The organism is Edaphobacter acidisoli (assembly GCF_014642855.1).
GTDB classification, from domain to species: domain Bacteria; phylum Acidobacteriota; class Terriglobia; order Terriglobales; family Acidobacteriaceae; genus Edaphobacter; species Edaphobacter acidisoli.
Genome location: NZ_BMJB01000001.1, coordinates 1,031,319 through 1,057,300 on the forward strand (window position 1 = coordinate 1,031,319; position 25,982 = coordinate 1,057,300).

Sequence of the window (25,982 nt, forward strand, 5' to 3'; positions counted from 1 at the left end):
ATGCCGGACCAAGTCGCACAGAAAATCCTTGTCGTCGATGACGAACCCCAGATCACGCGCGTGCTGCGTTCCTCGCTTGTATCCAATGGCTACGAGGTACAGACCGCCCAGGACGGCTTAGCTGCTTTGGAAAAAATTGCTGAATGGACGCCTGATATCGTAATTACAGATCTTGCCATGCCTCGCATGGATGGCGTCGAACTATGCTCTGAGATTCGTGCACATTCAAACGTGCCCATCATCGTGCTCTCTGTCAGAGAACAAGAGGCGGTCAAAGTACGAGCCCTCGATGCAGGCGCAGATGACTACATTACAAAGCCATTTGGAATTCAGGAACTATTGGCACGTGTGCGTGCACACGCCAGGCGACAAAAGCACGCTTCCATCGACCATCTTGATGCCCCACTGAGTGTTGGAGGATTCCTTATTGACAAAGGACGTCATCGCGTCGAGATTAATGGGCGCGAAATTAGGCTATCGCCCAAAGAGTTCGACCTGCTTTTGTACATGGCACAAAGACCAGGGCGGGTACTGACACATCGAATGTTATTGACTGCAATCTGGGGACCTTATGCCACAGAGCAGCCGGAGTCACTGCGCGTGCTCGTCGCGCAACTCCGCAAAAAAATTGAACCTGGCCCTGAGCCGCGCTACATCGTAAATGAGCCCTGGGTGGGATATCGCTTTCAAATCGAAGAAAAGCAGCCGTAGTTGACCGCCTATATTGCTTTCCTTAACGAACTTCTTATATGTTCCCAACGGACTTTTAATAGCAAATAGCATGGACTAAGAACTGCCACCAGGTGGCTCTTATGTTCTTGCTTACAGCAAATTGCGATCCCGCTTTGGTCGAATATGCGGCCTCCGAAGTTAATGACCCTACAAACGTAGGTGAGAGGCCTGAGAACTTTAATTTGCTGCTGAGAGCCAACGCTAATCTCAACAAACAATACTCAACATCCCCCTTACACACGCTCACGTTTACGAGGAGAACGGACCCATGTGGGATTTTCTGATGATCGTGGTGACAGTTACGTTTTTCGTACTTGCTATCGCCTATGCCTATGCCTGTGGACGCCTGAGGTAATCCAATGATGATCGGCACTTTTTCTTTAATCGCAATCACAGTTCTGCTCTTCGTGTACCTGATCTATGCGCTCCTGCGTCCGGAGAATTTCTAATGACACCGAACGGATGGTTTCAAATCGCCCTGTTCTTTGGCATCCTGCTGCTAATTACCAAACCACTCGGCATCTACATGGCTCAGATATTCGAGCGCAAACGGAGCTTCGCAGATCCGATCTTCAACCCAATCGAGCGGCTGCTATATCGTTCGACTGGCGTAGACGAAACGCACGAGATGCGTTGGCCAGAATACTCAGTATCCATGCTCATTTTTAGTGCAGCGACTATGCTGCTGACCTATGGCATTGAGCGGATCCAGCAATATCTCCCATGGAACCCACAGCATTTGGCTGCGATCGCACCAGACCTTGCGTTCAATACAGCAGCATCGTTCACGACAAATACCAATTGGCAGTCCTACACACCCGAATCCACCATGAGTTACTTCACTCAGATGGTGGGACTTGCAACACATAACTTCTGGTCAGGAGCAATAGGCATCGCGCTGGCAATCGCTTTTATTCGCGGTATTGCCCAAAAAGAGCGCGACACTCTCGGAAATTTCTGGGTCGATATGACTCGTGCCATACTGCGACTGCTTCTGCCGCTTTGTATCGTGTATGGATTGGTTCTCGTCTCCCAAGGTGTCATTCAGAATCTGAGGCCATACGATACAGCGAAGATGCTTGACCCACAGGTAGTTTCGGTTACGGGAAGCAATGGCAAGCTAACAACTCAAACCATCACGGATCAAACAATTGCGCAAGGTCCCGTTGCATCACAAGAAGCGATTAAGATGCTCGGCACTAATGGCGGCGGCTTCTTCAATGCAAATAGCGCACACCCATTTGAGAACCCTACTCCCTTTTCTAATCTGCTTCAGATGCTGTCGATCTTTGCAATCCCGGCTGGCCTGACGGTGACGTTAGGCCGAATGACGAAGTCGCCACGACATGGATGGGCCGTCTTTGCAGCCATGTCCATTCTGTTTTTTGCGGGCGTCACTACGGCATACTGGGCTGAATCGCAGCCAAACCCTCTGCTGCACGGCGTCAATCAACATGTAACCGCCATGCAGGCCGGCGGCAATATGGAGGGTAAAGAAGTCCGCTTCGGCATCACGAATTCGGCACTCTTCGCCACCGTAACCACAGATGCAAGTTGTGGCGCCGTCAATGCCATGCATGATTCCTTCATGCCGCTCGGAGGACTCGTGCCCATGGTCAACATCATGCTGGGAGAAGTGGTCTTCGGAGGGGTCGGGGCTGGCATGTACGGCATGCTGGTCATGATCATCCTCACCGTCTTCATCGCAGGTCTTATGGTGGGACGAACTCCTGAGTACCTTGGCAAAAAGATCGAATCTTACGACGTCAAGATGGCGATGTTGTATGTCCTGATCTTTCCACTAACGATCCTGGTTCTCGCGGCAGTTGCTTCGTTGTCACCAACATATGGTCTCAGCAGTTTGAACAACGCAGGACCACATGGGCTCTCCGAAATTCTTTACGCCTACGCATCTGCGGTTGGAAACAACGGTTCGGCATTCGCAGGACTCAATGCCAACACCCACTTCTACAATCTCACGCTTGCTGCGGCGATGCTCATTGGGCGCTTTCTGATGATCGTTCCAATGCTTGCACTAGCAGGAAACCTGGCGACAAAGAAGCTCGTACCTCCTTCTTCCGGTACGTTCCCTGTGACAACACCCCTGTTCGCCTCGCTGCTCGTCAGCGTCGTCCTGATTGTTAGCGCGCTTACCTTCTTCCCGGCGCTAAGTCTTGGCCCAATTCTCGAACACCTTCTGCTTTTTGCAGGAAAGACTTTTTGAGGAAAGTTCATGGCTACTATACCTGTCGCTCATCACACAATTCACGAGCCCGAAGTTGGACACAGCGCCAGCGGTCATTCTGGCAGGCATAAGAAATCGCTCTGGGATAGAAAGATCGTACGCCAGGCGCTGCTTGACTCATTCCGCAAGCTAAACCCGCGAACGATGATGCGGAATCCAGTGATGTTCTGCGTGGAGATCGGAAGCATCATCACGACTGTGCTTCTCTTCCGCGACATTTCATCCCACCTTACAAGTTTTCGTTTTGATCTTCAGATCACGCTCTGGCTCTGGTTTACTGTGTTGTTTGCAAACTTCGCGGAGGCCATGGCAGAAGGCAGGGGCAAAGCCCAGGCCGACACACTACGCCGCGCCAAATCCGAAACACTCGCGCATCGCCTGCTTACTAATGAGAAGACAGAAGATGTGCCAAGTTCACAGCTACGCGCAGGAGATATCGTCTTTGTATCTGCTGGAGAGTTGATACCAGGGGATGGCGATATTGTCGACGGTGTCGCGTCTGTTGACGAATCAGCAATCACTGGCGAATCGGCTCCAGTCATCCGTGAATCTGGAGGCGATCGCTCCGCTGTCACAGGCGGAACAAGAGTTCTTTCCGACCATCTCAGAATTAAAATCACCTCGAACCCTGGCGAGACCTTTCTCGACAAAATGATTGCCCTGGTCGAAGGCGCGGAGCGACAGAAGACGCCGAACGAAATTGCACTCAACATTTTGCTGGCTGGGCTGACGGTTATCTTCCTGCTTGCAGTGGCGACTTTGCAACCATTTGCCATCTACTCCTCAGCACCGCAAACAGTGTTTGTGCTGGTCTCTTTGCTTGTGTGCCTTATCCCTACAACGATTGGCGGCTTGCTTTCCGCAATTGGAATCGCAGGAATGGATCGTCTAGTTCAGCACAACGTGCTGGCCATGAGTGGACGTGCTGTGGAAGCTGCAGGCGATGTCGACACACTGCTGTTGGACAAGACCGGCACGATTACCTTCGGCAATCGTCAGGCAACTGAGTTCATTGCGGCTCCCGGCGTTACCGCGGGACAGCTTGCAGATGCTGCGCAGCTATCCTCTCTTCCTGATGAAACCCCTGAGGGGCGCTCCATTGTAGTGCTTGCAAAAGAGCGTTACGGCTTGCGCGGACGTGAACTGGAGGAGATGAATGTTGAGTTCGTTCCCTTCACCGCTACAACGCGCATGTCGGGTATCAACGTTGGCGGAAGTGCAATCCGTAAGGGTGCTGCGGAAGCTGTCGCGGCATTTGTCGTGGAGCGCGGCGGCAAGGTCCCCAAAGAAGTCACTGAAGTAGTGGAAACCATAGCGCGTGCAGGCGGCACGCCGCTCGTAGTTGCCCGCGACAACCAAGTCCTTGGCGTAATTCAGCTCAAGGACATCGTCAAAGGAGGCATGCGGGAACGTTTCACGCAACTGCGAACCATGGGGATTCGCACCGTGATGATTACCGGCGACAACCCATTGACTGCCGCGGCTATCGCACGCGAAGCCGGCGTTGACGACTTTCTGGCTGAAGCAAAGCCAAAAGACAAGATGGACCTGATCAAGCGCGAACAGGCGCAGGGAAAACTTGTAGCCATGACTGGCGACGGCACCAACGACGCTCCTGCGTTGGCACAGGCCGATGTGGGCGTCGCGATGAACACGGGAACTCAGGCCGCTAAAGAGGCCGGAAACATGGTGGATCTGGACTCGAATCCCACCAAGCTGATCGAGATTGTTGAAATAGGCAAGCAGTTGCTCATGACGCGTGGAGCATTGACGACCTTCTCCATCGCAAACGATGTGGCCAAGTATTTTGCCATCATCCCAGCCATGTTCGCAGGCGTGTTTCCTGTGCTGAACAAGCTGAATATCATGCACCTGCGAACGCCTGAGTCTGCCATTCTGTCCGCTGTCATCTTCAATGCGCTCATCATCATTGCCCTGATTCCTCTTGCTCTACGCGGCGTGAACTATCGCGCGCTGCAGGCATCAGCCCTGTTGCAGCGAAACCTTCTGCTCTACGGAGTTGGAGGAATCATCATCCCATTCATCGGAATCAAGCTGATTGACATTCTCATCACCGCAATACACCTGGTTTAGGAGCGAGCGTCATGCGCAGAAATATTTGGATTTCCCTTCTCTACACAGTCATCACTGCGGTCCTGCTGGGCATTGCTTACCCTCTTCTGATGACAGGCGTTGCACAGGTACTCTTCCACAACAAGGCCAATGGGCAACTCATCAGGAAAAACGGCGTAATCATTGGCTCGCGTATCATCGGGCAGTCCTTCACAGGGCCTGGCTACTTTCACGGTCGCCCTTCGGCGTCAGGTACCAATGGCTACGACGCATCCTCTTCGGGTGGGTCGAACTATGGCCCTACGAACCAAAAGTATATTGACCGTGTGAAGAGCGATGTTGCATCACTGGAAAAAGAAAATCCAGGCACACCAATCCCGGTAGATTTAGTGACCACTTCAGCTTCTGGCCTCGATCCGGACATCACTCCCGCTGCAGCCGAGTTTCAGGTTCCGCGAGTTGCTAAGGAACGAGGATTGCCTCTAGCAGAAGTACAGGATCTGGTGACAAAACACACAACGCCGAGGCAGTTTGGAGTTCTTGGAGAACCACGAGTCAATGTACTTGAACTGAATCTCGACCTGAATCGAGTTGCTCCACCTCCGACAAAGTAGAACTCTCGGGTTAAACAGGCATTCCTCTGCACAAGCGTAACTGCGAGTGCAGATTTTGCCTTGTTGGATTGCGGCCGGCACCTAAAAATGGATTCTCAAGCGAGACTTGGAATCAGCGCCCGGGGCGCTCTAGCGAATAGGCAAGATGATAAGAGTGCTGCAGACAATTCTGCCTAAAAAGATAGCTTTCGCTAAGTGTGGAGTTTGAGTTTTGAGGGGAGTTGTAAAGACTGATTCTTTGGCTCCTCAGGTAGGACTCGAACCTACAACCCTTCGGTTAACAGCCGAATGCTCTGCCATTGAGCTACTGAGGAGTGTATGCGCAAGCCGCTTCGGCGCGCGTTAACAACTTTATACCAAATCCTTGCATGGTAAAGCAATGTACCGGAAGACTATGATTCGATGGTCTATCTTTTCTGAAGGAGTCCCGTCATGCCCCGCATCTCCCGCCTGACACGCGAAGAAGTTTCTCCGTCCGCCATCACGATTTATGACCGCTATTTGCGAGAGCGCGGGAACGTTCCGAACATGTTTCGCACCATGGCGCACCGGCCCGAGATCTTTGAAACCATCATCGCCCACATGGAAGCGGTGCTCAATACCGGAACCCTGCCCAAAGCGCTCAAGGAACTTGCCATCGTTCGCACCTCGCAGTTGAACCGGACTCCCTATTGCCTGGCCTCGCATACCAAAATCTGCCGTAGCCTGGGCTGGACCGACCTGCAGCTGGAAGAACTCCGAAACGCTGCCAGCAGCAACGAGTTTACGGAGCGCGAAAAGGTGGCAATCCACCTGGCCGAGGTCATGACACTGGACGCGCACTCATACAGCGAGGCTGAGTTCAAACGCCTGCGCAGTCACTTCAGCGAAGGAGAGATCGTCGAATTGATGGCCGCCATCGGACTGTTCAACTACTTCAACCGCTTTAACGATCTGTTGGAGATGGACCCCACACCACCCGCATCGGCTGAAGAGCTGGCAAAGGCCGGGATCGCCCCAGCCGCGGTCTAATCAAGATTGAATGAAGGTCTAAGGATAGAGCAGCACAGCAATGCTATACGCCGTGAAAGATGTCCTGCGCTGATCAGAGCAAGCACCCACCAACGCCTGGTGGTACTTACCTGAGTTAAGCTGTGCCTTAAGCTCCACCGGCAGGTCCGACAGCGTCGATGCCGTATACCGCATGATGACCTGCGGCCTGCGCCAGCCAACATAGCCGCTGGGCATCGCGCAGGTAATCCGCGCCAGTGCCGAGGTATCTCCTACGGACAACCCTTTTTGGGCGATGACCTTTGCGATCGCGCCTTCCTGCTGATCCAGTGTCAGCGGAGCGACGGTGTTGGCAAAATCCTCAACCGCATAAAGTTCATCTCCGCGCTGGACGATCGAGATGCCTACCGCATTTACTTCCGGGTCGAGCAGGTTTGCGCGGTGCGCCGGAGAATTCATCCAAAGGTTTTGCAAAATCACCGAAGTCGGTGCTTCTCCAACATTTTCGGCGATCAGACTGAATCGAGCGCCTGCATCTGCTCCGCGGTCTTCAAGATCAGGCTCTCCTGCAAACTGATGTGAAATATCATCGCGCTCTGCCATTTGCTCTGCATGTTGAGCCGAAGCCTGCAGCAGCGACGCATCCAGGCGCAACGGAGTTAATCCTCGGGAGACACGCTCCTGATTGGCTGCGGCAAGCAAATACTGCTCAGCCACGGTGATGTCTGCCTCCATGTTTGGGACAGGCTCTGCGCCAGAAATATGCGCATCAACATTAATCAAATCAGTATTGAACTGAGCGAGCGAAAACGGCGTCGCAAGCAGCGCACACGCCACAACGGCGCAGCCGAACCTTCCATGCTGCCACCACTTCACGCGTATGGATGAGGCGAATCGCATTCAGTGATTCTAGGTTTCGCCCCAGGGTTGAGTGGATACCACTTATGGGGGAGCACACTAGCGCCTTTGGCCTACCTATCGGCAAAGGCCAATCGAAAGATGAGGCTTTTGTGAAGTGGCTAGTCCGTGAGCTTATCTTTGACAGAGTCCCAGGTCAGGCGAATTCCCTGCTCCAAACCCGTCGTATGTCGCCAGCCCAGCTCGTGCAAACGGCTGACATCGAGCAGCTTGCGCGGTGTGCCATCCGGTTTGGAATGGTCAAAGACAAGCTCCCCGTCAAATCCCAGAACTCGCGCAACCGTCTCCGCCAGTTCACGGATCGTGACATCTTCGCCCGTGCCGATATTAATGAGCGGCGGAGCATCATCTGTCAGTAAAGCTTCATAGCGCGCATCATCCAGGTTCAACAAAAAGACACAAGCCTGCGCCAGGTCTTCCGAATAGAGCAGTTCTCTTCGCGGTGTGCCCGTTCCCCAGACTGTCACGGTCTTCGCGCCCGCGCGAATCGCCTCTGCCGTCTTGCGCATGAGCGCAGGCAGCACATGCGAGGTGTTGAGGTCGAAGTTGTCGTTCGGCCCGTAAAGATTTGTTGGCATCGCAGCAAGATACTTCGTCCCATACTGCCGGTTGTAGCTCCAGCACATCTCGATACCCGCAATCTTGGCAAGCGCGTAAGGACGATTCGTCGGCTCAAGCAGCCCCGTCAGCAAAGCTGACTCAGAGATCGGTTGAGGCGCGAGCTTCGGATAGATACAACTCGACCCCAGAAACAAGAGCCGATCCACCTGATTCGCGCGGCAGGCTTCGATGATATTGCTCTGGAGCACCAGATTATCGCGGATAAAATCGGCCGGGTAGGTATTGTTAGCAAGAATGCCACCCACCTTCGCTGCGGCCATCACCACATACTCCGGCTTTTCTTCGGAAAAAAAACGGCTGACTGCGCCGCCATCGAGCAGGTCGAGTTTCTGGCGCGTCCGGGTCAGCAGATTGGAATAGCCCTGCCGCGTAAGTTCGCGCAAAATAGCCGAGCCTACAAGGCCGCGATGACCAGCAATAAAAATGCGGGAGTCACGTTTCATCATGTGTCTTATCGAATCTACTAGCTCTCTCGAACGTTATAGGCGTCGAAGCCGTGAGCAAGTGCCAGGGCATCGCGCTGCGCAGCCTTGTAATCTGCATCAATCATCTCGCGGACCATCTCATCGAACGAGGTACGCGGCTTCCAGCCAAGCTCCCGCTCCGCTTTGCCCGGATCGCCCAGCAGCGTCTCGACCTCCGTGGGCCTGAAGTAGCGCGGGTCTACCGCAACCACCGTCTTTCCGTGCTTGTCCACGGCCTTTTCATCGACGCCGCTTCCCTGCCAGCGCAATTCCAGATCCAGCAGCTTCGCGCAACGATCGATAAACTCGCGCACCGAATGCTGCTCTCCGGTGGCGATGACATAGTCCTGCGGCTTGTCCTGCTGGAGCATCAGCCACTGCATCTCCACGTAATCACGCGCATGTCCCCAGTCACGCTTAGCCGACAGGTTCCCCATGAAAAGCTGCTGCTGCAAACCTGCTTTGATGCGCGCCAGTCCACGCGTAATCTTCCGCGTGACAAAAGTCTCACCGCGCAACGGCGATTCGTGGTTGAACAAAATACCGTTGCACGCATAAATCCCGTACGCCTCACGATAGTTCACGCATATCCAATAGGCGTAGAGCTTGGCGACAGCATAAGGGCTGCGCGGATAAAACGGCGTCGTCTCCCGCTGCGGAGTCTCTCGCACCAGCCCATAGAGTTCGCTCGTGCTCGCCTGGTAGAAGCGCGTCTTCTTCTCGAGCCCCAGAATGCGAATCGCTTCCAGCAGTCGCAACGGCCCCAGGGCGTCAGCGTCAGCGGTGTACTCCGGCTGCTCAAACGACACCTGCACGTGCGACTGCGCACCCAGGTTATAAATCTCGTCCGGCTGCACCTTCTGAACAATATGGATCAGCGATGACGAGTCGGTCAGATCGCCATAATGCAGAATGAAGTGCGGCGAAGGATTGTGCGGATCTTCATAAATATGATCGATGCGCGCTGTGTTGAAGAGTGAAGCACGGCGCTTGATGCCGTGCACTTCATAACCTTTGGCAAGGAGAAACTCGGCAAGATACGCGCCGTCCTGGCCGGTCACTCCTGTAATCAGGGCCTTCTTCAAAGCCTGGTTCTCCTTCGTCTCTGTGCCAGTTTAATCGAGCGGCAATCTGAATCATACCCTGCGCACAGGTACCCCACGCCTGCCAGAAGCACCTCACAGGTAAGCAGCAAGATACCCACCTCTGTTGGCATCAGCGAAAAAGGACAGGAGCCCGCAGCAAAAGTCCCGGCGGCAAACTTATATCTTTCGCAGCAACGCAATCAGCCTGCTGAAGCCTTCCTCGCGCGCCTTCTTATTCGCTTCGTTTGCATCAGGAGCCTCACCCGCACGCATGAAGCCATGCCCCGCCCCATCATAGATAACTGGCTCATAAACCTTGTGCGCCGCCTTCATGGCCTTCGTCGTATCCGGCACAGTCGCTGAAATACGCGCATCGTTGCCCGCATAGAACCCATAGACAGGAGCGGTAATCGCAGCCAGGTCCGACGGTGGAGGCCCATAAAAAACAAACGCTGCCGAGAGATCGTGCCGATGAGTAGCAAAGGCAAACGACTTGCCGCCACCCCAACAGAACCCTGCAACAACAAGCTTGCCGTTAGCAGCCGGAATCGTCTTTGCGTAATCTGCAGCAGCATCGAGATCTGCATTCACCTCGTTCGGGTCAAGGCCTGAGACAGCCTGGACCCTCGCCTCCTGTGAAGGAAACGCACTGGAGCCACCGCCATTCGGCCCGTGCCCTGAGAGCAGGTCGGGTTCAACCACGATGAATCCCTCCGCCGCGACCTCATCGGCCATCTCCTTTGCCCAGTCAGTCTGGCCAAAGATCTCATGAATCATAATGACGACAGGCGTCTTCTGTTTGACCTCGGGATAAACCACAAACGCCTGCACGTTGCGCCCATTGGCGTGCAATGTGACGTACTCATGGTGGCGAGGAGACGCATCCAGCCGCGACTTCGCCCAATCCTGTGCATGAACTGGCGCAGCAAATGGAACGAGCAGAGCAAGGGTAAGCAGCTTCAACAGGTGGCTTCGCATGTGGGGAAGTCTAGTCCTGCGCCACGCCGATAACAAGATCATCGGCGACAAAACCAGGCAATCACTCACGCTTACGATGCGCCATCCTGGCGATCATCGTAGCCGTGTAAGCCGCACCGAAGCCATTGTCGATATTCACGACCACTACATTCGGCGAGCACGAATTCAGCATTCCCAGCAGCGCAGCCGCCCCATCGAAGCTCGCGCCATAGCCCACCGACGTGGGGACTGCAATCACCGGCACGCCAACCAATCCACCGACCACACTAGGCAGCGCACCCTCCATGCCCGCACAGACAATGACAACATCAGCGTCCGCAAGCTGCTCGCGCACAGCCAACAGCCTGTGCAGCCCGGCCACACCCACGTCGTAGAGACGTGTAACCTGCGCATGGAAGAGCTCGGCCGTCACCGCAGCCTCTTCAGCCGCCGTCAGATCGCTGGTTCCAGCGCAGACAACTGCAACATGCCCCTCACGCGCCTTATCCGCAGATTGCTTCAACGTAACGGCGCGCGCCTGCGGATGATACACAGCCGCAGGCACCGCCGCCAGCACTGCCTCAGCTATCTCTTCGCTGGCTCGGGTGGCAAGCACATCTGTACCGGCAGCAGCCATGCGCGCAAATATCTCCGCCGTCTGCGCCGAAGATTTCCCCTGAGCGTAGATCACCTCAGGCAACCCTGTACGCAGCGCGCGATGATGATCGATGCGCGTATGCCCGATGTCCTCATACGGCAGCGTCGCCAGACGATCCGTCGCGTTCTGAGGACTTATCTCACCCGCCTGCACCTGCGCGAGAATCTCCAGCAGCGAAGCCTTCGTCATTTCGCCTGCCCGCCCGCATAGGCCGCCACTGCAGCCTGCATCACCTGCTTCACCGGAACACCATTTCGCTCAGCAGCAGCCCGACAATCCTCAAACTCCGGCGCGGCATTCAGCACCACTCCACCGCGCGAACCCAACTTCATCCGCACCTCGCCATATGCCGTCGTAACGGTCAAATGCGCGCGGTCCAGGCACGACCGCCGTTCATGATGAATCCGCACTCCAAGCGTACTCGTCTCGCGCAGCAGCAGGTCTTCCAACGCGGCCACCTGCGCATCATCAGCAAGAATGGTAATCAGCGTCCCCAGCCGGTTCTTCTTCATATGGACCGCCGTGGACATCACATCCAGCGCTCCCAGCGCCAGCGCCTTCTCAGTAACATGCGCCAGCACCTGCGGACTGAGATCGTCAATCGCCGTCTCAAGTACAGCCACCGCACTGTGCGTCGCACCTGCGCTCTCACCAATCGAAAGCCGCAAAACATTCGGAAAATCCTTCGGGTTGCGCGTGCCGGCACCGTAGCCGATCTGCTGAACGCGCATCGCCGGTTGCGACCCAAACGTCGGTGCAAGCATGCGAATCAGAGCCGCTCCCGTCGGCGTAACCAACTCGTTCTCGACATGCGCCGAATACGTAGGACAATCACGCAATAGGTCAGCCGTAGCTGGCGCCGGAACGGGAAACCGTCCATGAGCGCAGTCCACCATACCTCCACCAACGTTCAGCGGCGAGCAAAACCACTGGTCAACCCTGAGGGCATGAATCCCAGCCACCGCCGCCACAATATCGGCAATCGCGTCCACCGCACCCACCTCATGAAAGTGGATCTTCTCAACCGGAACATTGTGAATCTTCGCCTCGCTTGCCCCAAGCAACTCAAAGGCAAGTACAGCCTTTTCTTTGACCTCCTCCGGCAAGTTCGCGTCACGGATGATCTTCTTAATAGAACTCAAGTGCCGCCCATGATGGTGATGATGGCCGTGCTCGTCATGGTGATGAGCCGTCTCCGCTACCTCAGTTCCATCAAGAACATGAACCTTGGTGGCCGAGATTCCACTCCGATCAGCCTTCTCAATCCTGAGCGAAGCCCCAATATTCAGCGCTCCAACAGCCTCATGGAGAACTTCCGGCGAAACCCCGGCATCGACAAGCGCGCCCAGAAACATGTCGCCGCTGACACCGGCAAAGCAGTCAAGATAAGCAATCCGCATGGCGACATTGTTTCACGCACAAAGAAAGTTGTTGCAAAGAAAAGAGAAAGGCGTATAGACTTCCCGCCGTTCCCCTCCCCATCGAAACACCGGCCCCCGTACCCAGGCCATTCGCTCGCAATGAAATGGTCGTAGTGCGTTCTGCCGGCAACGTTCAACGATGTTTCCCAACCCGTTTATGCGCCTTGGAGGGCAAGCTTTATGAGAAAGATGATAGGGCTGTCACTGGGAATATTTCTTTTGAGTGCGGGTTCAGGCGCGATGCTGGCGCAGATGAATCCCGATGGCACGACGAATCCGCCGAAGGTTCTCCTGATTCAACGCGAGTTTTTGAAGCCAGGCAAACAAGGGAGCTTGCACGAAAAGAGCGAAAGCGCCTTTGTCCGCGCAATGGAAGCGGCCAAGTGGCCGGAGCATTACTTCGCCATGAACTCCATGTCCGGCCCATCGCGAGCGCTGTTCATCATCGGCTACGACTCCTTCGCCGCTTTGGAAAAGGACAACGACGGGATGATGCATGACAAAACGCTCTCCGCCGCATTCGACCGCGCAGCCATTGCCGACGGCGATCTGCTCTCCAAATATGACTCAAGCATCTGGACCTATGAAGACGATATGAGTCTCCGCGGCCCGGTCAAAATCGAGCAGATGCGCTACTTCGAACTGGATTCGATAACGGTCAAGCCTGGCCATCATCATGATTGGTTCGAACTGGCGAATCTCTATAAAAAAGGCTATGCCGACATTCCCGACGCGCACTGGGCCATATGGAGCCTTGCCTACGGAAGCGCCGATAGCGATGTCTATCTCATAGCGATTCCCATGCGATCGCTCTCCGAAGTAGATCAGATGTTCGCCGACCAGAGTAAATTCAGACAGGCCCTTGGCGCGGATGGAATGAAGCGTCTGTCAGAGCTCTCAGCAGCCTGCATCAAGAGCTCCGACTCACAGCTCTTCGAGATGGCGCCGAAGATGAGCTACCCGCCCGCCGCCTGGGCTGAAGAGAACCCCGGCCTCTGGAAGCAGAAAGCCGAGGCTTCAGCAAAGAAAGAAGCCGCCAAACCAAAGCAGTAAACAATCCTGCGTCAGCGCCCACCTGCCTCACGTGCGGGTGGGCATCTTTATCTTCGCGAACAGACCGAATGAAGGCCCAGGAGTAACTCCCACACCAACAGACAACCACGCAGGACCGCTATAAACTGAGACCACGATGAACTTCAGGCTCTGTTCCCTTGCACTCATCGCGGCCACAGCCGCCAGCGCTCAAACCACCTCCAAACCCGTCACACACCACACCGCAGCCACACATCACACGGCAGCCACCGCCTCAAAAATCCCCCACGTCCCGGGCATTCCCAAAACCCTCTACGCCCTCAAGTACATCGACATCTCCATCGGCAAGGGCCCGCTCGCCGAGCCGCAGAAGTGGTACACCGTCCACTACACCGGATGGCTCCCCGACGGCACGAAATTCGACTCCTCCTACGACCACCCCGGCAAACAGCCCATCACCTTCCCCTACGGCGCGCACCGCGTCATCTATGGATGGGACACAGGCTTCGAAGGCATGCACATCGGCGGCAAGCGCCGCCTCTTCGTCCCCTATCAGCTCGCCTACGGAGCAGAGGGCCGCCCTCCCAAAATCCCCGCGAAGAGCGAACTGATCTTCGACGTGGAGCTTCTCGCCCAGTCCGACACGCCTCCCGAAGCCCCAAGGCCTCCAGCCCCACAGCCCCAACCACAGTCACAGACAGCTCCAGCAACGCCGGCAAACAACGGCGCACAACCCGCTCCAGAAGCAAAACCCGCTACGCCTGACACTCAGCCAAAAACCGCGAATCCTCAGTGACAGCAACCGCGTCTAAACTCAGGAAATAGTAGGAATCGCACCTTACGCATGTTTGAAAAACTAAAGCCGCTCACTCCGTACCTCAGGCGATATTGGAAGAGCCTCGCCTGGGGCGGAGTGTCCGTGCTGCTCTACAACACACTCAAGATCCTCATCCCGCTCGTCATCGGCCACGCTATCGACGATATGCAGCACGGCCTCACCCGCGGCAAAATCCTGCATCACGCACTGTTGCTGCTAGCCATCGCCGCCGCCTGCGCAGTCTTTCTCTACCTCACGCGCTGGATCATCATCGGTGCCTCGCGCGAGATCGAATACGACATCCGCAACGACCTCTTCCAAAACCTCGAACGCCAGTCCGCCGCCTACTACAACACGCACCGCACCGGCGACATCATGGCCCGCACCACCAACGACCTCAACGCCGTCCGCCAACTCCTCGGCCCGGCCATCATGTACAGCGCGAACACCCTCATCTTCACTGCCGCCGCGCTGCCCTTCATGATCCGCATCAGCCCAAAGCTCACGCTCTGGGCGTTTGTGCCATTGCCCATAGCCTCTGTACTCGTGCAATACTTTGGCGCACGAATTCACCGTCGCTTCGAGCGCATCCAGGCCATGTTCTCCGACATCTCCGCCAAGGCGCAGGAGAACTTCTCCGGAGCACGTCTTATCCGCGCTTTCGCCCAGGAAGAAGCCGAGATCGCCTCCTTCGAGACCGCGAACCACGAGTACATTCGCCGCAGCCTGCTGCTCGTCCGGCTCATGGCAATGCTCTGGCCCACGCTTGAGTTCGTCCTTGGGCTCTCGCTGATGATTACGCTCTTTGTCGGCGGTCGCGAGGTCATCCAGCACCACATCACTGTCGGCCAGTTCACGGCCTACAACGTCTACATGGTCCAACTCACGTGGCCAATGATCGCCATCGGCTGGGTCGTCAACTTATTCCAGCGTGGCACTGCCTCCGTCGCCCGTATCGACGAAATACTCAAGCAGAAACCGGACATCGCCGACGCTCCCAGCGCCGCAGCAACGCCCATCAACGGCGAGATTGAATTCCGCAACCTTACATTCGCGTACCCCGGCGCAAAGCCCGTACTCAAAGACATCAATCTCAAAATTCCAGCCGGCTCCAGCCTCGCCATCGTTGGCCCCACAGGCTCTGGCAAATCGACCCTCGTCAATCTCATCCCACGCCTGCAGGACGCCGCTCCCGGAGAAGTCCTGATCGACGGCCAACCCATCCGCAACTTCACCCTCGACGAGTTGCGCAGAAACATCGGCTTCGTTCCCCAGGAGACATTTCTCTTCTCCGAAACCATCCGGCAGAACATCGCATTCGGCACACTAGGCGTGACGGACGGACAGGTCGAAGATGCCGCCGCCACCGCACACATCGCCAATGAAATCCTTGAATTTCCGCGCGGCTTCGACACCATGGTCGGCGAACGCGGCGTCACGCTCTCCGGCGGCCAGAAGCAACGCACAGCTATCGCCCGCGCCATCATCCGCGACCCGCGCATCCTCATCCTCGACGACGCCCTCGCCAGCGTGGACACCTACACCGAAGAACGCATCCTCGGCGGCCTGCGCGAACAGATGCAGGGCCGCACCACGATCTTCATCTCCCACCGCATCTCAACCGCTCGTAACGCAGACCGCATCGCCGTATTGGTCAACGGCCGCATCGCCGAACTGGGCACGCACGAAGAGCTGCTAAGCCGCAACGGTTACTACACCAGCCTCTTTGAAAAGCAGCGCCTCGAAGAAGAGATCTCCGTCACCGCCTGAAATTCCCCGGCGCCTGTCTTACGCCAGCCAACGCGATCCATTGCTGGCCTCAGACATCTCCTGCGACACCACCGCCGGCAAAAACTTCTCCTCGCGCGTCCGCAACTCCCTCGGCAGAACACGCCCAGCCTCAGGATCACGCGCCACCACAACCCACGCATCGCGAACATTGCGCACACACGCAATCACCTCGCGGAACTGCTCCACCGACTCAACATGCGAGGCCTCAAGCGTCATCGTAAACATCGCAGCATAAAAATCAGACAACGCCGTCGCCGCGCTTCCCCCAACATCCGGACGCAACCGCGCCTGCAAGTACATCAAAATATCCAACACCTTCTTAACCGCAACACGCCGCCCATGCACATCATTCTCTTCAGCACACTGCATCGCCCGATACAAAAATCGGAGCCCAGCATCGTAAAGTGCCACGACAAGTTCCACCCCTGTCGCTCCCGCCAGCGACTGCTCCTGATAGCTCTTTCCGTTCACCTTTATCCTCCATTACCTGTGTTGTAGCCGGTCACGGCGCTATACATCTCGTTCACCTCGTTGAGCTGGCTCGGAATCGACTGCATGACCTGGTTTGCCGTATTCAGCTCAGTCGTAAGGTTGGTCTGTTCTGTCGCCAATAACGCCTGCTCATTACTGATGTTCTGGTTCAGCGTCGCTTCTTCCGAGCTGTTCTGCTGCTGCGCCAGATAGATCAAACTGGTATTGCTCGCGGTGCCAAGATTGTTCAGCGTGGTGGAAAATGTCTGGCCGAAGCTCTTCGAGTTCTGCAGAAATCCCACGACATCCGAATAGTTGCTCGTCAGAACGCTATTCAGCGTGTCCGTATTCAACGTCAACGTTCCATCCTGGTTGAACTCAACACCAAGCTGGTTGATGCTCGAAATTGAACCGCTCGCAGCCCCTCCAAGCAGCGCGCTCGTAAGCTGGTTCTGCAAAGTAGCCAGCGTTGGGCTGCCAAACAAAGGCTCGGCATTGCCACTCGAATCGTTCTTCTCCTGGCCATTGATCGTCGTCACGACCGCGTTATACGCAGTCACAAAACTCTGCATCGCCGTCGTAACAGCGGAATCATCGTTCGTAATCTCAACCTGCACCGGCGACGATGCCGAGGCCGAAAGCAGTTGAACTGTCACGCCAGGGATAGCATTGGTCACCGTGTTGGAGGCGCTCGTTACGGCGACGCCATCCACCGACAGGCTCGCATCCTGCCCTGCCTGCCCCGTATAAAAATTGACCGCCGAACTAGTCGTCGAATCAGTCAGGCTGCTCGAAAGCGAGATCTGCCCGGCCGCGCCGCTCGATGTGCTCACCAGCGAGAGCCGTGACCCGCTCGCGTCTGTAATCACATTCGCTGTCACGCCAATCGAGGCCTGATTAATTGCGCTCGCCAACGTAGAAAGCGTGTTGCTGCTGCTGCCCACGGTAATCGTATTGCCGTTGATCGTCAGGCTTCCCGAGAGTGTGTCCGACGCATTAGCAATCGCGTCCGAGTACTCCGACGAAGTCTGCGCCAACGAATTGACCACGATCGTATGGCTGCCTGCAATTGCGGAAGAAGATGCCGAAGTCAGCTCCAACACATTGTTATTCGAGCTCGATCCCTGCATCTGCGACATCACACCACTGAAGTCTGTCAACGATTGCAGCGAAGTCGTCAGGCTCGAAAGGTCCGAGCCCAGCGTCGAAAGCACCGTGTCCTGGGCCTGCAACGACGTAAGCTGGTTCTGCCACGGCGTCTCAATAGCCTGTTGCGACGCAAGAATCGCCGTCACGGTAGAGGCAACATCAAAGCCTTGCCCGCTCGTCGCCGCTCCGAAGTTGATGCCAACTGTTCCCATCGTCCCGCCCGATCGTCGATTTGTGCTGCACATCAACAGCAAGCACAAGGCCAATGCAGAGCTCATTGCATTAGGCACAACTAATGTCGCACTGGAAAACAGAGCGGACGGCGTCCCTCACAACCGGATCGCCGTCCACCCTCTGAACGACTACTGCATCAGTTTCAGAATCTCCTGCTGCACGCTGTTCGCCTGCGCAAGAGCGCTGATACCGGTCTGGCTGAGCACCTGATACTTTGCCATGTCGCTTGTCGCCTGACCATAGTTGGTCGCCTGCACGCTGTCCTGTGCCGCGGTCAGGTTCACCGACTCGGCGCTGGCAACGTTGGAGGCAGCATTCAACTCGTTGATGCTGGCGCCGATGTTGCCGCGCTGATACGCAATGTCCTGAATTGCGGAGGTCACGTTCGTCAGCACCGTCTGCGCGGTGGCAGCCGTCAGTGTCGAACCGGCCAGGTTTGTTCCCGCGCCTGGCGTCGTCACGGTCGGGGTCGTATCGGTGAGGGCCGTACCTGTAAGGGTCAGAGTGTTCGCCGTTCCAGTCGGGCCAGTAATGATCAGCTCATTGGGCGAAGTCGTGCTTTGGCTTGCAACCAGTCCTGATGTGCGGAAGGCCGAATCGTCATTCATCTGGCCCACTGCCTCAGCAAGCGTAGTGCCCGCGCCAAAGTTCTCAGTGACTGCGCCACCTGCGCCAACCGCTACCTTCAGCGTGCCGGAGACGGTATCCGCCGCTGAGCCAAAGGTGAACGTTGCTGTCGCGCTTGTCGTTGATGTCGGAGTCGTCGGTGTCGGATTGGTCAGCGCAGTACCTGTGCCCGCGGTTGTCGTTGCGGTCGTCGTGCCCACGCTGGCATCACTCAGCGAGCCAATCAGCTCGTTGAAAGTTGTCGCGCCCGAAGCCGTGCCATCGCTGACAAACACCGACGTCGCCGTGTTGGTGAAAACGCTATTGCCGTTGAAGTTCGTCGTTGAACCGATGTTCCCGATTTCGGTCAGGATGTTCTGATACTCCTGGTTCGCCGAGCTGATCTGGTTGGCGTTCAGCGTACCGTTCGAGGCCTCGGTCGAGAGCGTAACAGCGCGGTTGAGCAGGTTGGTCACCTGCGCGAGCGCGCCATCGGCAGTCTGCAATAGACCAACGCCGGAAGAAGCATTCTGCGACGACTGGTTCAGCGCCGCTTCGTTTGCCTGAAGGCCATCGGCCAGCGCAAGGCCGGCGGCGTCGTCCGCGCCGCTATTGATGCGCGAACCCGAAGAGAGCTGCTGCAAAACATTCTGCAGACTGGACTGCGTCTGGTTCAGATTGTTCTGCGCATAGATTGCTGCGATATTGTTCAACACACCCAAGGACATGTAGGAACACTCCTGTATTGCTCGATTTGAACTACCGCGCGTGCCTGTCCCCGGGTGTCGAACCCGTCCTCCCTCTATTCCAGAAGAGAGATTCCGGCTCACCTTGCGGAAGACTCCGCGTTCTCCCACCTCATCGGCCCTTCCCAAAAGGACTTTAGCGCCACGCTCCCACATTGAGCGCAGCGGGGCGCATTCGGCCTCCATCTATAGATACCCGCGTTCCCGCCGATGAGAGACACGGGAGGAACCCGGCAGATGATTCAACTCACCCGACTGAACGGCAGCCGTCTCGCCGTCAACTGCGACCTTATTAAGTACGCCGAAGCCGCGCCCGACACCGTGCTCACACTCATCACCGGCGAGAAGCTCGTCGTGCTCGAGCCCTGCAGCGAAGTCTCCCAGCGCACCCTCGACTATCGCGCCGCAGTGCTGCGCAAGGCATGGCCCGAAGCCTCACCCGCACTCACCGCACAGTCGGTCAACGAAGCAGACAAATGTCTCAGTGCGCGTAAACAAGGTTCACAACAGCAGTAACCAGCATTCTCCTAAGAAGGACCCGTCATGGACATCGCCAGCATCGGCGGCATCATCGTCGCACTCCTCGGCATTCTCTCCGGCATGATGATGGAGGGCGGCAAGATCTCGCAGATCACCCAGCCCACCGCAGCCCTCATCGTTATCGGCGGAACGATGGGCGCCGTCATGCTTCAGTTCCCTCTCAACATCTTCCTCGCCGCGCTCAAACAGGTCGCACACGTCTTCATGCCCGGCAAGTCCAGCGGCGAAGAAGTCCTCAAACAGATCGTCACCTTCGCCAACAAAGCCCGCAAAAGCGGCATCGTCTCGCTCGACCAGGACCTCGCCACCGTCGAAGACCCATTCCTCAAGCAAGCCCTCATGCTCGCCATCGACGGCACCGAGCCCAACGAGGTCCGCAAAATCATGGAGATGGAGCTCGACAACAAATCCGATCTGGAAGAAAAAATTCCGCAGGTCTTCGAGGCTGCCGGAGGCTACTCGCCCACCGTCGGTATCATCGGCGCCGTACTCGGACTCATCCAGGTGATGCAGCACCTCGATAACATTACCGAAGTCGGCCGAGGCATCGCCGTCGCATTCGTCGCCACCATCTACGGCGTTGCATTCGCCAACCTCATCTTTCTTCCCGTCGCGGGCAAGCTCAAAATCCGCGCGCATCACGAGCACCTCATTAAAGAGATGATGCTCGAAGGCGTCATCTCCATCCTCGAAGGCATGAACCCGCGCATGATCGAGACCAAGCTGCGCACCTATCTCTCTGAAAGCACCAGCTCAGCTCACGAGGAAGTCCACGCATGAGCCGCAAAAAGAAGCAGCACGAGCACGTCAACCACGAGCGCTGGCTGGTCTCCTACGCCGACTTCATCACCCTGCTCTTCGCATTCTTCGTCGTACTCTTCGCCTCCAGCCAGTCCGACAAGCACAAGCAGCAACAGCTATCCTCAGCCATGCAATCCGCCTTCCAGCCGCTCGGCGTCTTCGAAGCGCACTCGAAGACGCCGCCGCTCATTCCCGGCGGAGCAGCAACCAACGCCGCGCCACTCGCGCTTCCCGTCCCCGTCGGACGAGGCAACCAGCACGAGACGCTGGAGGAGACACAAAGGCGTCTCAGCAAATTCCTCGCCCAGCAAATCTCCTCCGGAGGCATCCCGCCCGGTAGTGTCACCATGCAGATGACCGCCGAAGGCCTTGTCATCTCGCTGCACGAAGCAGGCTTCTTCGCCTCAGGTTCAGCCGAGGTCCGCACACAATCCATCCCCACGCTTCAGCGCCTCGCCGAACAACTACCCGCAGGCCCGCTCCGCATCGAAGGCCACACCGACAACATCCCCATCCACAACTCGCAGTACGCCACCAACTGGGAGCTCTCCACCGCACGCGCCACCTCCATCGCGCGCCTGCTGCTCTCCACCGGCCACATCGACCCAGCCAACGTTGCCGCCGCCGGCTACGCCGAATACCACCCCATCGCGTCGAACGCCACCGAAGCAGGCCGCGCACAAAACCGCCGCGTCGACATCATCCTTTTACGACACCCAGCATCTTCACCATAACGCGCTTCTTCAACTGCCCTACTAAATCCTTAGGATGTCATTCTGAGCGCAGCGAAGAACCCCCGCATTTTGCCTGCGGAGCCATGAGCCTTCGGGGAAGAATCCATGCTCCATTTATACTGACCGCATGGGCCGCAGCGACAACGCGAAGCACTTCAATCCTCTTCAAGCCCTCGGCCGAAGCATCGTCGCTGCCATCTGCCTGCTTGCGCTCTTTGCAACATCTGCCTCCTGCCTTCACACAGTCGCGCACGCACAAGCCACATGCAGCCATTGCACGCACAATAGTCCAGACGATCAGAGCACCCCGCCCTGCTGCAACGCGACACATCATCCTCCGGCAACCTTCGTCTGCGCCGATCTGCATCAGCCTGCGCAACTCGCAACGGCCATTGCAATCCCTTCTGCGGTTCTACTCAGGACCACGCCAGTTTCACCTCAGGCATCCGAAACCCCACCACGTCCTCCACTCATAGCTCTCCGCATCTGATACCACTCCTGACCGCAGCCCTGCGCGCCCGCGCACATCCTTCACTGCACCTCAGGAGAACCACCTCATGCTCCGCGCTGCCTCTGCGACCCTGCTCGCACTCGCACTCGTCTCGCCCACCTCTGCACAAGCGCAAACCCAATCATCCATGCAGATGAGCGGCATGGCCACACCCAAAACCCTCATCGAAGCAGAGCTCCAGCACACTACGTCCGGCACCAGCATCGAGCCTGCCTCAACACCAACGCCGATGCTCATGTCGCAGCACGGCGCCTGGACGCTCATGCTCCACGGCACGGCCTTCATCACCGACACGCAGCAACAAGCAAAATCCCCTCGCGGCGAAGACAAACTCTTCTCCACCAACTGGATCATGCCCATGGCCCAACGCCAGCTAGGGCCAAATGGAGAATATGGCCAACTCACCCTGCGCGCCATGTTCTCGCTCGAACCCGCCACCGTCACCAGCCGCCAATTCCCCGAGCTCTTCCAGCAGGGCGAGACCGCCTTCGGCAAGCCCATCATCGACGGCCAGCACCCGCACGACTTCTTCATGGAACTCGGCGCACTCTACGACATCAAGCCAACCGAGCACACACTCATCAGCTTCTACGCCGGACCCGTAGGAGACCCAGCCATCGGCCCCATCGCCTATCCACACCGCATCTCCGCATCAGAAGATCCACTTGCCGCACTCGGTCACCATCAGGAAGACTCCACCCACATCGCCTTCAACGTCCTCACCGCTGGCGTCACCTGGCGCTGGCTCCGCTTTGAAGAATCCGGCTTCCACGGCGGCGAACCCTCCGAGCAGCGCTGGGGCTTCCAGCCATCGTCCAACGGCCACGCCATCGACAGTTACTCCTCACGCATCACCTTTTCTCCCACGCAAAATCTCACCAGCCAATACTCCATCGCCCACATCACCAGTCCCGAAGCCCTCTACCCCGGCGAAGACCAGCAGCGCCAAACCGCATCCATCATGTACAACCGCCCCATCGGCGCGCACCACAACACCACCTCCATGCCCGGCATGAACATGAATATGGACATGACCACTCCAGCCACCGGCAACTGGTCCACCACGCTCCTCTGGGGCCGCACCAAATCGCTCACCGACGGCAGCAAAGAAAACAGCTACCTGCTCGAATCGCTCCTCCAGTTCCACACTCGCAACTACCTCTGGACGCGCATCGAAAACGCAGGCCGCTCCAACGAACTCCTGCTCACACCGGGCGAGCCACTGCCGCCCCACTTCGAAGAATCCCCCATCGGCCACGTAGCAGCCTACAGCTTCGGCTACGGCCGCGACTTCCGCATCGCCCCACACCTCGTCGCCGCTCCCGGAGGACAGTTCACGACCTACTCGACGCCCAGCGCGCTCGTCACAACCTACGGACGACATCCATACGGAGTCGCACTCTTCGTCCGCTTCCGCATCGCACAATAAGCTTTCGTACTGCTGTTGCCTTCTTTGCATTTCCATTCCGCAGCGCAGCGGAGGAATCTGCTGTTCCCTCTCCGAGCCGAAATGTCACAATGAAGCCAATACCAATGACTCTCTACGTCGCCACAACCAACCCAGGCAAACTGCGCGACTTCGCTGCCGCAGCAAACAGCAGCGTAACAATCGAGCCGCTCCCCGGTCTAAAAGAAATCCCCGCCCCACCCGAAGACGAACCAACCTTCGAAGGCAACGCCCGTGCGAAGGCCGTCTATTATTCCCAGCACGCTCCAGGCAAGATCATCCTCGCCGATGACTCCGGCCTCGAAGTCGACGCGCTCGCGGGAGCACCCGGAGTCCGCTCCGCCCGCTACGCCGAAGACCTCAACTTCCCCGTCCCGCCGGACACATCGACCGACGAGCGCAACAACCTCTGCCTCCTCGAAGCCCTCAGCCACATCCCCGACCCGCACCCTGCCCGATACCACTGCGTCCTCGCGGCAGCCCGCGACGGCGAAATCATCGCCACAGCCCACGGCACTGTCGAAGGCGAAATCCAAAATGCTCCACGTGGAACACTCGGCTTCGGCTACGACCCCCTCTTCTATCTCCCTGAACAAAACAAAACCATGGCAGAGCTCGACGCCCAAACCAAACTCGCTTTCAGCCATCGCGGACGCGCTCTCCTAGCATTGGAAACGAAATTATTTACAAGTTGATCAGCAACAACACGGCTGGTAGCGTTAGTGCGATGAGAGATGCTGTAATCATGCTCGCTCGGGTAGGCGCTCTTGTGCCGCTTGTTCTTTCAGAGTTTGGGGCTCTCGGTCTATTAATTGTTGTGGCATTTCCCAGCAGGACTGGCAAACGGCCTTACGGCCTCATCTGCGGTTTAGCAATCGTGGCCATCGTCCTAGGGTTTTCGCTTTTCAAAATATTTCGAAATCGTTGGGCGACATTGCTTGGCGCATGTGTGTCTATAGCGTGGCTAGTTCTGGGTCTTCAGACTCTCTATGATGTTCGGGTGCATCCTCAGTACAACTCTGGCGATGAAGGATACATTATTGTCTTCATGATTCCTTTTGGTGCCGTCGGAATAATTTGCTGGGTGGTACTGTTCTTAATTGAGCGCCACGCTGATCGCTCAATCAAGACATTAAATAGCGCTTGAAACTGAAGAAGGAAAATTGCCGCTTATAGAATTGGGGGTCTCCTGCTCGATGTCTGCGATCCTTAAAATCGCACAATCTTTACGATAACCGCACAAAACCAGTCCATTTTCTTGACGCTGACCAGACAGCGCGGAATAATCAGCCTGCTGCACTTTTTCCTCGACCACCCGAACCATACCGAACCAAGGAGTCCCTATGGCCACCGCTGCCTCGCCAGCCTCTCCCGCGACACCGCCTCCCCAAGGTATTAAGGGCGGCGTGCAACCGCTCCGCGCAGGCGAGGGAAACTCCTACTTCTGGCGCAAGTTGCACTCGCTCACCGGCATCGTGCCCATCGGCGCCTTCCTCATCGAGCACATCATCTCGAACTTCGAGACCGTCCACGGCCCGCTCGCCTATGCCAAGCAGGTGCTCTTCCTGAACTCGCTGCCGCTGGTCCGTGTGCTGGAGTGGACGCTCATCTTCATCCCGCTCGCCTACCACGCGCTCTACGGCGTCTACATCGCGGTGCGCGGACGCAACAACGTCAACGTCTACCCCTGGGCGGGCAACCGGATGTACCTCTCGCAGCGCGTCACCGGCATCATCGCGCTGCTCTATATCGTCTACCACGTCTGGACGCAGCGCTTCTCGGGCGTCAGCCTGCCGGAGCATCCCGGCGCGGCCTTCGCCAAGGTCCAGCACGAACTCGCCAATCCGTGGATTCTCGCCGTCTACGTCATCGCCATGATCGCCACCACGTGGCACTTCGCCTACGGCACATGGCTCTTCGCCGCGAAGTGGGGCATCACCCCCGGCGACAAGGCCCGCAAGAAGTTCGGCTACGTCTGCGCCCTCGGCGGCATCATCCTCTGCCTGATGGGACTGGCCAGCATCTATGCCGTCGTCACCGCGCCGCCTGCGCCCGATGATGTGATGCCCATGCAGACATCGAGCCTTACTAGGCCTGCGCCTACTACAGTCAAGCCCGGCGCAACGAATCCAATTGAGCCGGAGCAAACTTGATGAATTTCAAATATGGGCCAGTTATGTCGTGGTTCACGATAGGTTTTTTGAGTTGCTTTCTCTTCCTTGGAAGGCTACGTCATGATGTGCGAGTTGCAGGAAACGGAACAGATGCTGTCGACCATATGAATTTTCTTCCGTTTAGCTCGAACAGCGTTTATGCAGCACATCG

Annotated in this window: 26 protein-coding genes and 1 tRNA gene; 16 read left to right on the forward strand and 11 right to left on the reverse strand. The window is 56.9% G+C overall.

Annotation, left to right across the window (positions count from 1 at the left end):
- From IEX36_RS04195 to kdpC, 5 genes are all read left to right on the forward strand, one after another.
- Nucleotides 1-711 (forward strand): response regulator transcription factor, encoded by a 711-nt coding sequence (locus IEX36_RS04195; RefSeq protein ID WP_188758044.1) that lies wholly within the window; start codon nucleotides 1-3, stop codon nucleotides 709-711.
- Nucleotides 712-1,094: 383 nt separating this feature from the next.
- Nucleotides 1,095-1,181, forward strand: a complete 87-nt coding sequence (gene kdpF, locus IEX36_RS17695; RefSeq protein WP_188759814.1) for a K(+)-transporting ATPase subunit F — start codon at nucleotides 1,095-1,097, stop codon at nucleotides 1,179-1,181.
- Nucleotides 1,181-2,956 carry a potassium-transporting ATPase subunit KdpA gene (gene kdpA, locus IEX36_RS04205; protein ID WP_188758045.1) on the forward strand — a complete coding sequence of 592 codons (1,776 nt, stop codon included), beginning with the start codon at nucleotides 1,181-1,183 and terminating at the stop codon, nucleotides 2,954-2,956. The genes kdpF and kdpA overlap by 1 nt, the downstream gene beginning before the upstream one ends.
- Nucleotides 2,957-2,965: 9 nt before the next feature.
- On the forward strand, nucleotides 2,966-5,071 hold the full coding sequence (gene kdpB, locus IEX36_RS04210; RefSeq protein ID WP_188758046.1) for a potassium-transporting ATPase subunit KdpB: 2,106 nt from the start codon (nucleotides 2,966-2,968) through the stop codon (nucleotides 5,069-5,071).
- Nucleotides 5,072-5,082: 11 nt separating this feature from the next.
- The gene (gene kdpC / locus IEX36_RS04215; RefSeq protein ID WP_188758047.1) at nucleotides 5,083-5,664 is read left to right on the forward strand and encodes a potassium-transporting ATPase subunit KdpC; all 582 of its coding nucleotides are present in this window, start codon (nucleotides 5,083-5,085) and stop codon (nucleotides 5,662-5,664) included.
- A gap of 239 nt (nucleotides 5,665-5,903) precedes the next feature.
- Here kdpC and IEX36_RS04220 read toward each other — a convergent pair.
- Nucleotides 5,904-5,978 (reverse strand) — tRNA-Asn (locus IEX36_RS04220).
- A gap of 118 nt (nucleotides 5,979-6,096) precedes the next feature.
- Between IEX36_RS04220 and IEX36_RS04225 the strand changes: the two genes are divergently transcribed.
- Nucleotides 6,097-6,675 carry a carboxymuconolactone decarboxylase family protein gene (locus IEX36_RS04225; RefSeq protein WP_188758048.1) on the forward strand — a complete coding sequence of 193 codons (579 nt, stop codon included), beginning with the start codon at nucleotides 6,097-6,099 and terminating at the stop codon, nucleotides 6,673-6,675.
- Nucleotides 6,676-6,693: 18 nt separating this feature from the next.
- Here the strand turns inward: IEX36_RS04225 and IEX36_RS04230 are convergent, their stop codons facing one another.
- From IEX36_RS04230 to larC, 6 genes are all read right to left on the reverse strand, one after another.
- Nucleotides 6,694-7,554, reverse strand: a complete 861-nt coding sequence (locus tag IEX36_RS04230; protein ID WP_188758049.1) for a CAP domain-containing protein — start codon at nucleotides 7,552-7,554, stop codon at nucleotides 6,694-6,696.
- A 119-nt stretch (nucleotides 7,555-7,673) separates the two neighbouring features.
- On the reverse strand, nucleotides 7,674-8,639 hold the full coding sequence (locus tag IEX36_RS04235) for a GDP-L-fucose synthase family protein (protein WP_188758050.1): 966 nt from the start codon (nucleotides 8,637-8,639) through the stop codon (nucleotides 7,674-7,676).
- A gap of 17 nt (nucleotides 8,640-8,656) precedes the next feature.
- On the reverse strand, nucleotides 8,657-9,742 hold the full coding sequence (gmd, locus tag IEX36_RS04240; protein WP_188758051.1) for a GDP-mannose 4,6-dehydratase: 1,086 nt from the start codon (nucleotides 9,740-9,742) through the stop codon (nucleotides 8,657-8,659).
- A 177-nt stretch (nucleotides 9,743-9,919) separates the two neighbouring features.
- Nucleotides 9,920-10,705: a dienelactone hydrolase family protein gene (locus tag IEX36_RS04245; protein ID WP_229668700.1), complete on the reverse strand. Its 786-nt coding sequence runs from the start codon at nucleotides 10,703-10,705 to the stop codon at nucleotides 9,920-9,922.
- Between the two features lie 76 nt (nucleotides 10,706-10,781).
- A complete protein-coding gene (gene larB, locus IEX36_RS04250) occupies nucleotides 10,782-11,546 on the reverse strand; it encodes a nickel pincer cofactor biosynthesis protein LarB (RefSeq protein ID WP_188758053.1) in 765 nt (254 codons plus the stop codon).
- Nucleotides 11,543-12,757 (reverse strand): nickel pincer cofactor biosynthesis protein LarC, encoded by a 1,215-nt coding sequence (larC, locus tag IEX36_RS04255; protein WP_188758054.1) that lies wholly within the window; start codon nucleotides 12,755-12,757, stop codon nucleotides 11,543-11,545. The genes larB and larC overlap by 4 nt, the downstream gene beginning before the upstream one ends.
- Before the next feature lie 201 nt (nucleotides 12,758-12,958).
- Between larC and IEX36_RS04260 the strand changes: the two genes are divergently transcribed.
- From IEX36_RS04260 to IEX36_RS04270, 3 genes are all read left to right on the forward strand, one after another.
- A complete protein-coding gene (locus IEX36_RS04260; protein ID WP_188758055.1) occupies nucleotides 12,959-13,831 on the forward strand; it encodes a hypothetical protein in 873 nt (290 codons plus the stop codon).
- Between the two features lie 136 nt (nucleotides 13,832-13,967).
- Complete coding sequence (locus IEX36_RS04265; RefSeq protein WP_188758056.1) at nucleotides 13,968-14,606, forward strand: FKBP-type peptidyl-prolyl cis-trans isomerase; 639 nt, start codon at nucleotides 13,968-13,970, stop codon at nucleotides 14,604-14,606.
- Nucleotides 14,607-14,654: 48 nt separating this feature from the next.
- Nucleotides 14,655-16,397, forward strand: coding sequence for an ABC transporter ATP-binding protein (locus IEX36_RS04270; protein ID WP_188758057.1), 1,743 nt, complete (start codon nucleotides 14,655-14,657; stop codon nucleotides 16,395-16,397).
- Between the two features lie 18 nt (nucleotides 16,398-16,415).
- On the opposite strand, the gene fliS is transcribed toward IEX36_RS04270, so the two are convergent.
- The 3 genes from fliS to IEX36_RS04285 form a co-directional block, all read right to left on the reverse strand.
- On the reverse strand, nucleotides 16,416-16,889 hold the full coding sequence (gene fliS, locus IEX36_RS04275) for a flagellar export chaperone FliS (RefSeq protein WP_188758058.1): 474 nt from the start codon (nucleotides 16,887-16,889) through the stop codon (nucleotides 16,416-16,418).
- A gap of 2 nt (nucleotides 16,890-16,891) precedes the next feature.
- Nucleotides 16,892-18,250 carry a flagellar filament capping protein FliD gene (gene fliD, locus IEX36_RS04280; RefSeq protein ID WP_188758059.1) on the reverse strand — a complete coding sequence of 453 codons (1,359 nt, stop codon included), beginning with the start codon at nucleotides 18,248-18,250 and terminating at the stop codon, nucleotides 16,892-16,894.
- Between the two features lie 150 nt (nucleotides 18,251-18,400).
- Nucleotides 18,401-19,606: a flagellin N-terminal helical domain-containing protein gene (locus IEX36_RS04285; RefSeq protein WP_188758060.1), complete on the reverse strand. Its 1,206-nt coding sequence runs from the start codon at nucleotides 19,604-19,606 to the stop codon at nucleotides 18,401-18,403.
- A 255-nt stretch (nucleotides 19,607-19,861) separates the two neighbouring features.
- Between IEX36_RS04285 and IEX36_RS04290 the strand changes: the two genes are divergently transcribed.
- The 6 genes from IEX36_RS04290 (at nucleotide 19,862) to IEX36_RS17450 (ending at nucleotide 24,804) form a co-directional block, all read left to right on the forward strand.
- Nucleotides 19,862-20,140: a flagellar FlbD family protein gene (locus tag IEX36_RS04290; RefSeq protein WP_188758061.1), complete on the forward strand. Its 279-nt coding sequence runs from the start codon at nucleotides 19,862-19,864 to the stop codon at nucleotides 20,138-20,140.
- Between the two features lie 27 nt (nucleotides 20,141-20,167).
- On the forward strand, nucleotides 20,168-20,944 hold the full coding sequence (locus IEX36_RS04295; RefSeq protein ID WP_188758062.1) for a flagellar motor protein: 777 nt from the start codon (nucleotides 20,168-20,170) through the stop codon (nucleotides 20,942-20,944).
- Nucleotides 20,941-21,699, forward strand: a complete 759-nt coding sequence (locus IEX36_RS04300; RefSeq protein ID WP_188758063.1) for a flagellar motor protein MotB — start codon at nucleotides 20,941-20,943, stop codon at nucleotides 21,697-21,699. The genes IEX36_RS04295 and IEX36_RS04300 overlap by 4 nt, the downstream gene beginning before the upstream one ends.
- Nucleotides 21,700-22,256: 557 nt before the next feature.
- Nucleotides 22,257-23,639 carry a hypothetical protein gene (locus IEX36_RS04305; RefSeq protein ID WP_229668701.1) on the forward strand — a complete coding sequence of 461 codons (1,383 nt, stop codon included), beginning with the start codon at nucleotides 22,257-22,259 and terminating at the stop codon, nucleotides 23,637-23,639.
- 104 nt (nucleotides 23,640-23,743) lie between these two features.
- A complete protein-coding gene (locus IEX36_RS04310) occupies nucleotides 23,744-24,352 on the forward strand; it encodes a non-canonical purine NTP pyrophosphatase (RefSeq protein ID WP_188758064.1) in 609 nt (202 codons plus the stop codon).
- A gap of 50 nt (nucleotides 24,353-24,402) precedes the next feature.
- Complete coding sequence (locus IEX36_RS17450; RefSeq protein ID WP_229668702.1) at nucleotides 24,403-24,804, forward strand: hypothetical protein; 402 nt, start codon at nucleotides 24,403-24,405, stop codon at nucleotides 24,802-24,804.
- Here the strand turns inward: IEX36_RS17450 and IEX36_RS04315 are convergent.
- Nucleotides 24,790-25,008, reverse strand: coding sequence for a hypothetical protein (locus tag IEX36_RS04315; RefSeq protein ID WP_229668703.1), 219 nt, complete (start codon nucleotides 25,006-25,008; stop codon nucleotides 24,790-24,792). The two genes, IEX36_RS17450 and IEX36_RS04315, sit on opposite strands and share 15 nt — an antisense overlap.
- On the opposite strand from IEX36_RS04315, the gene IEX36_RS04320 reads away from it, so the two are divergent.
- The gene (locus tag IEX36_RS04320; protein ID WP_188758066.1) at nucleotides 25,001-25,810 is read left to right on the forward strand and encodes a succinate dehydrogenase/fumarate reductase transmembrane subunit; all 810 of its coding nucleotides are present in this window, start codon (nucleotides 25,001-25,003) and stop codon (nucleotides 25,808-25,810) included. The genes IEX36_RS04315 and IEX36_RS04320 overlap by 8 nt on opposite strands.
- Nucleotides 25,811-25,982 lie beyond the last annotated feature (172 nt).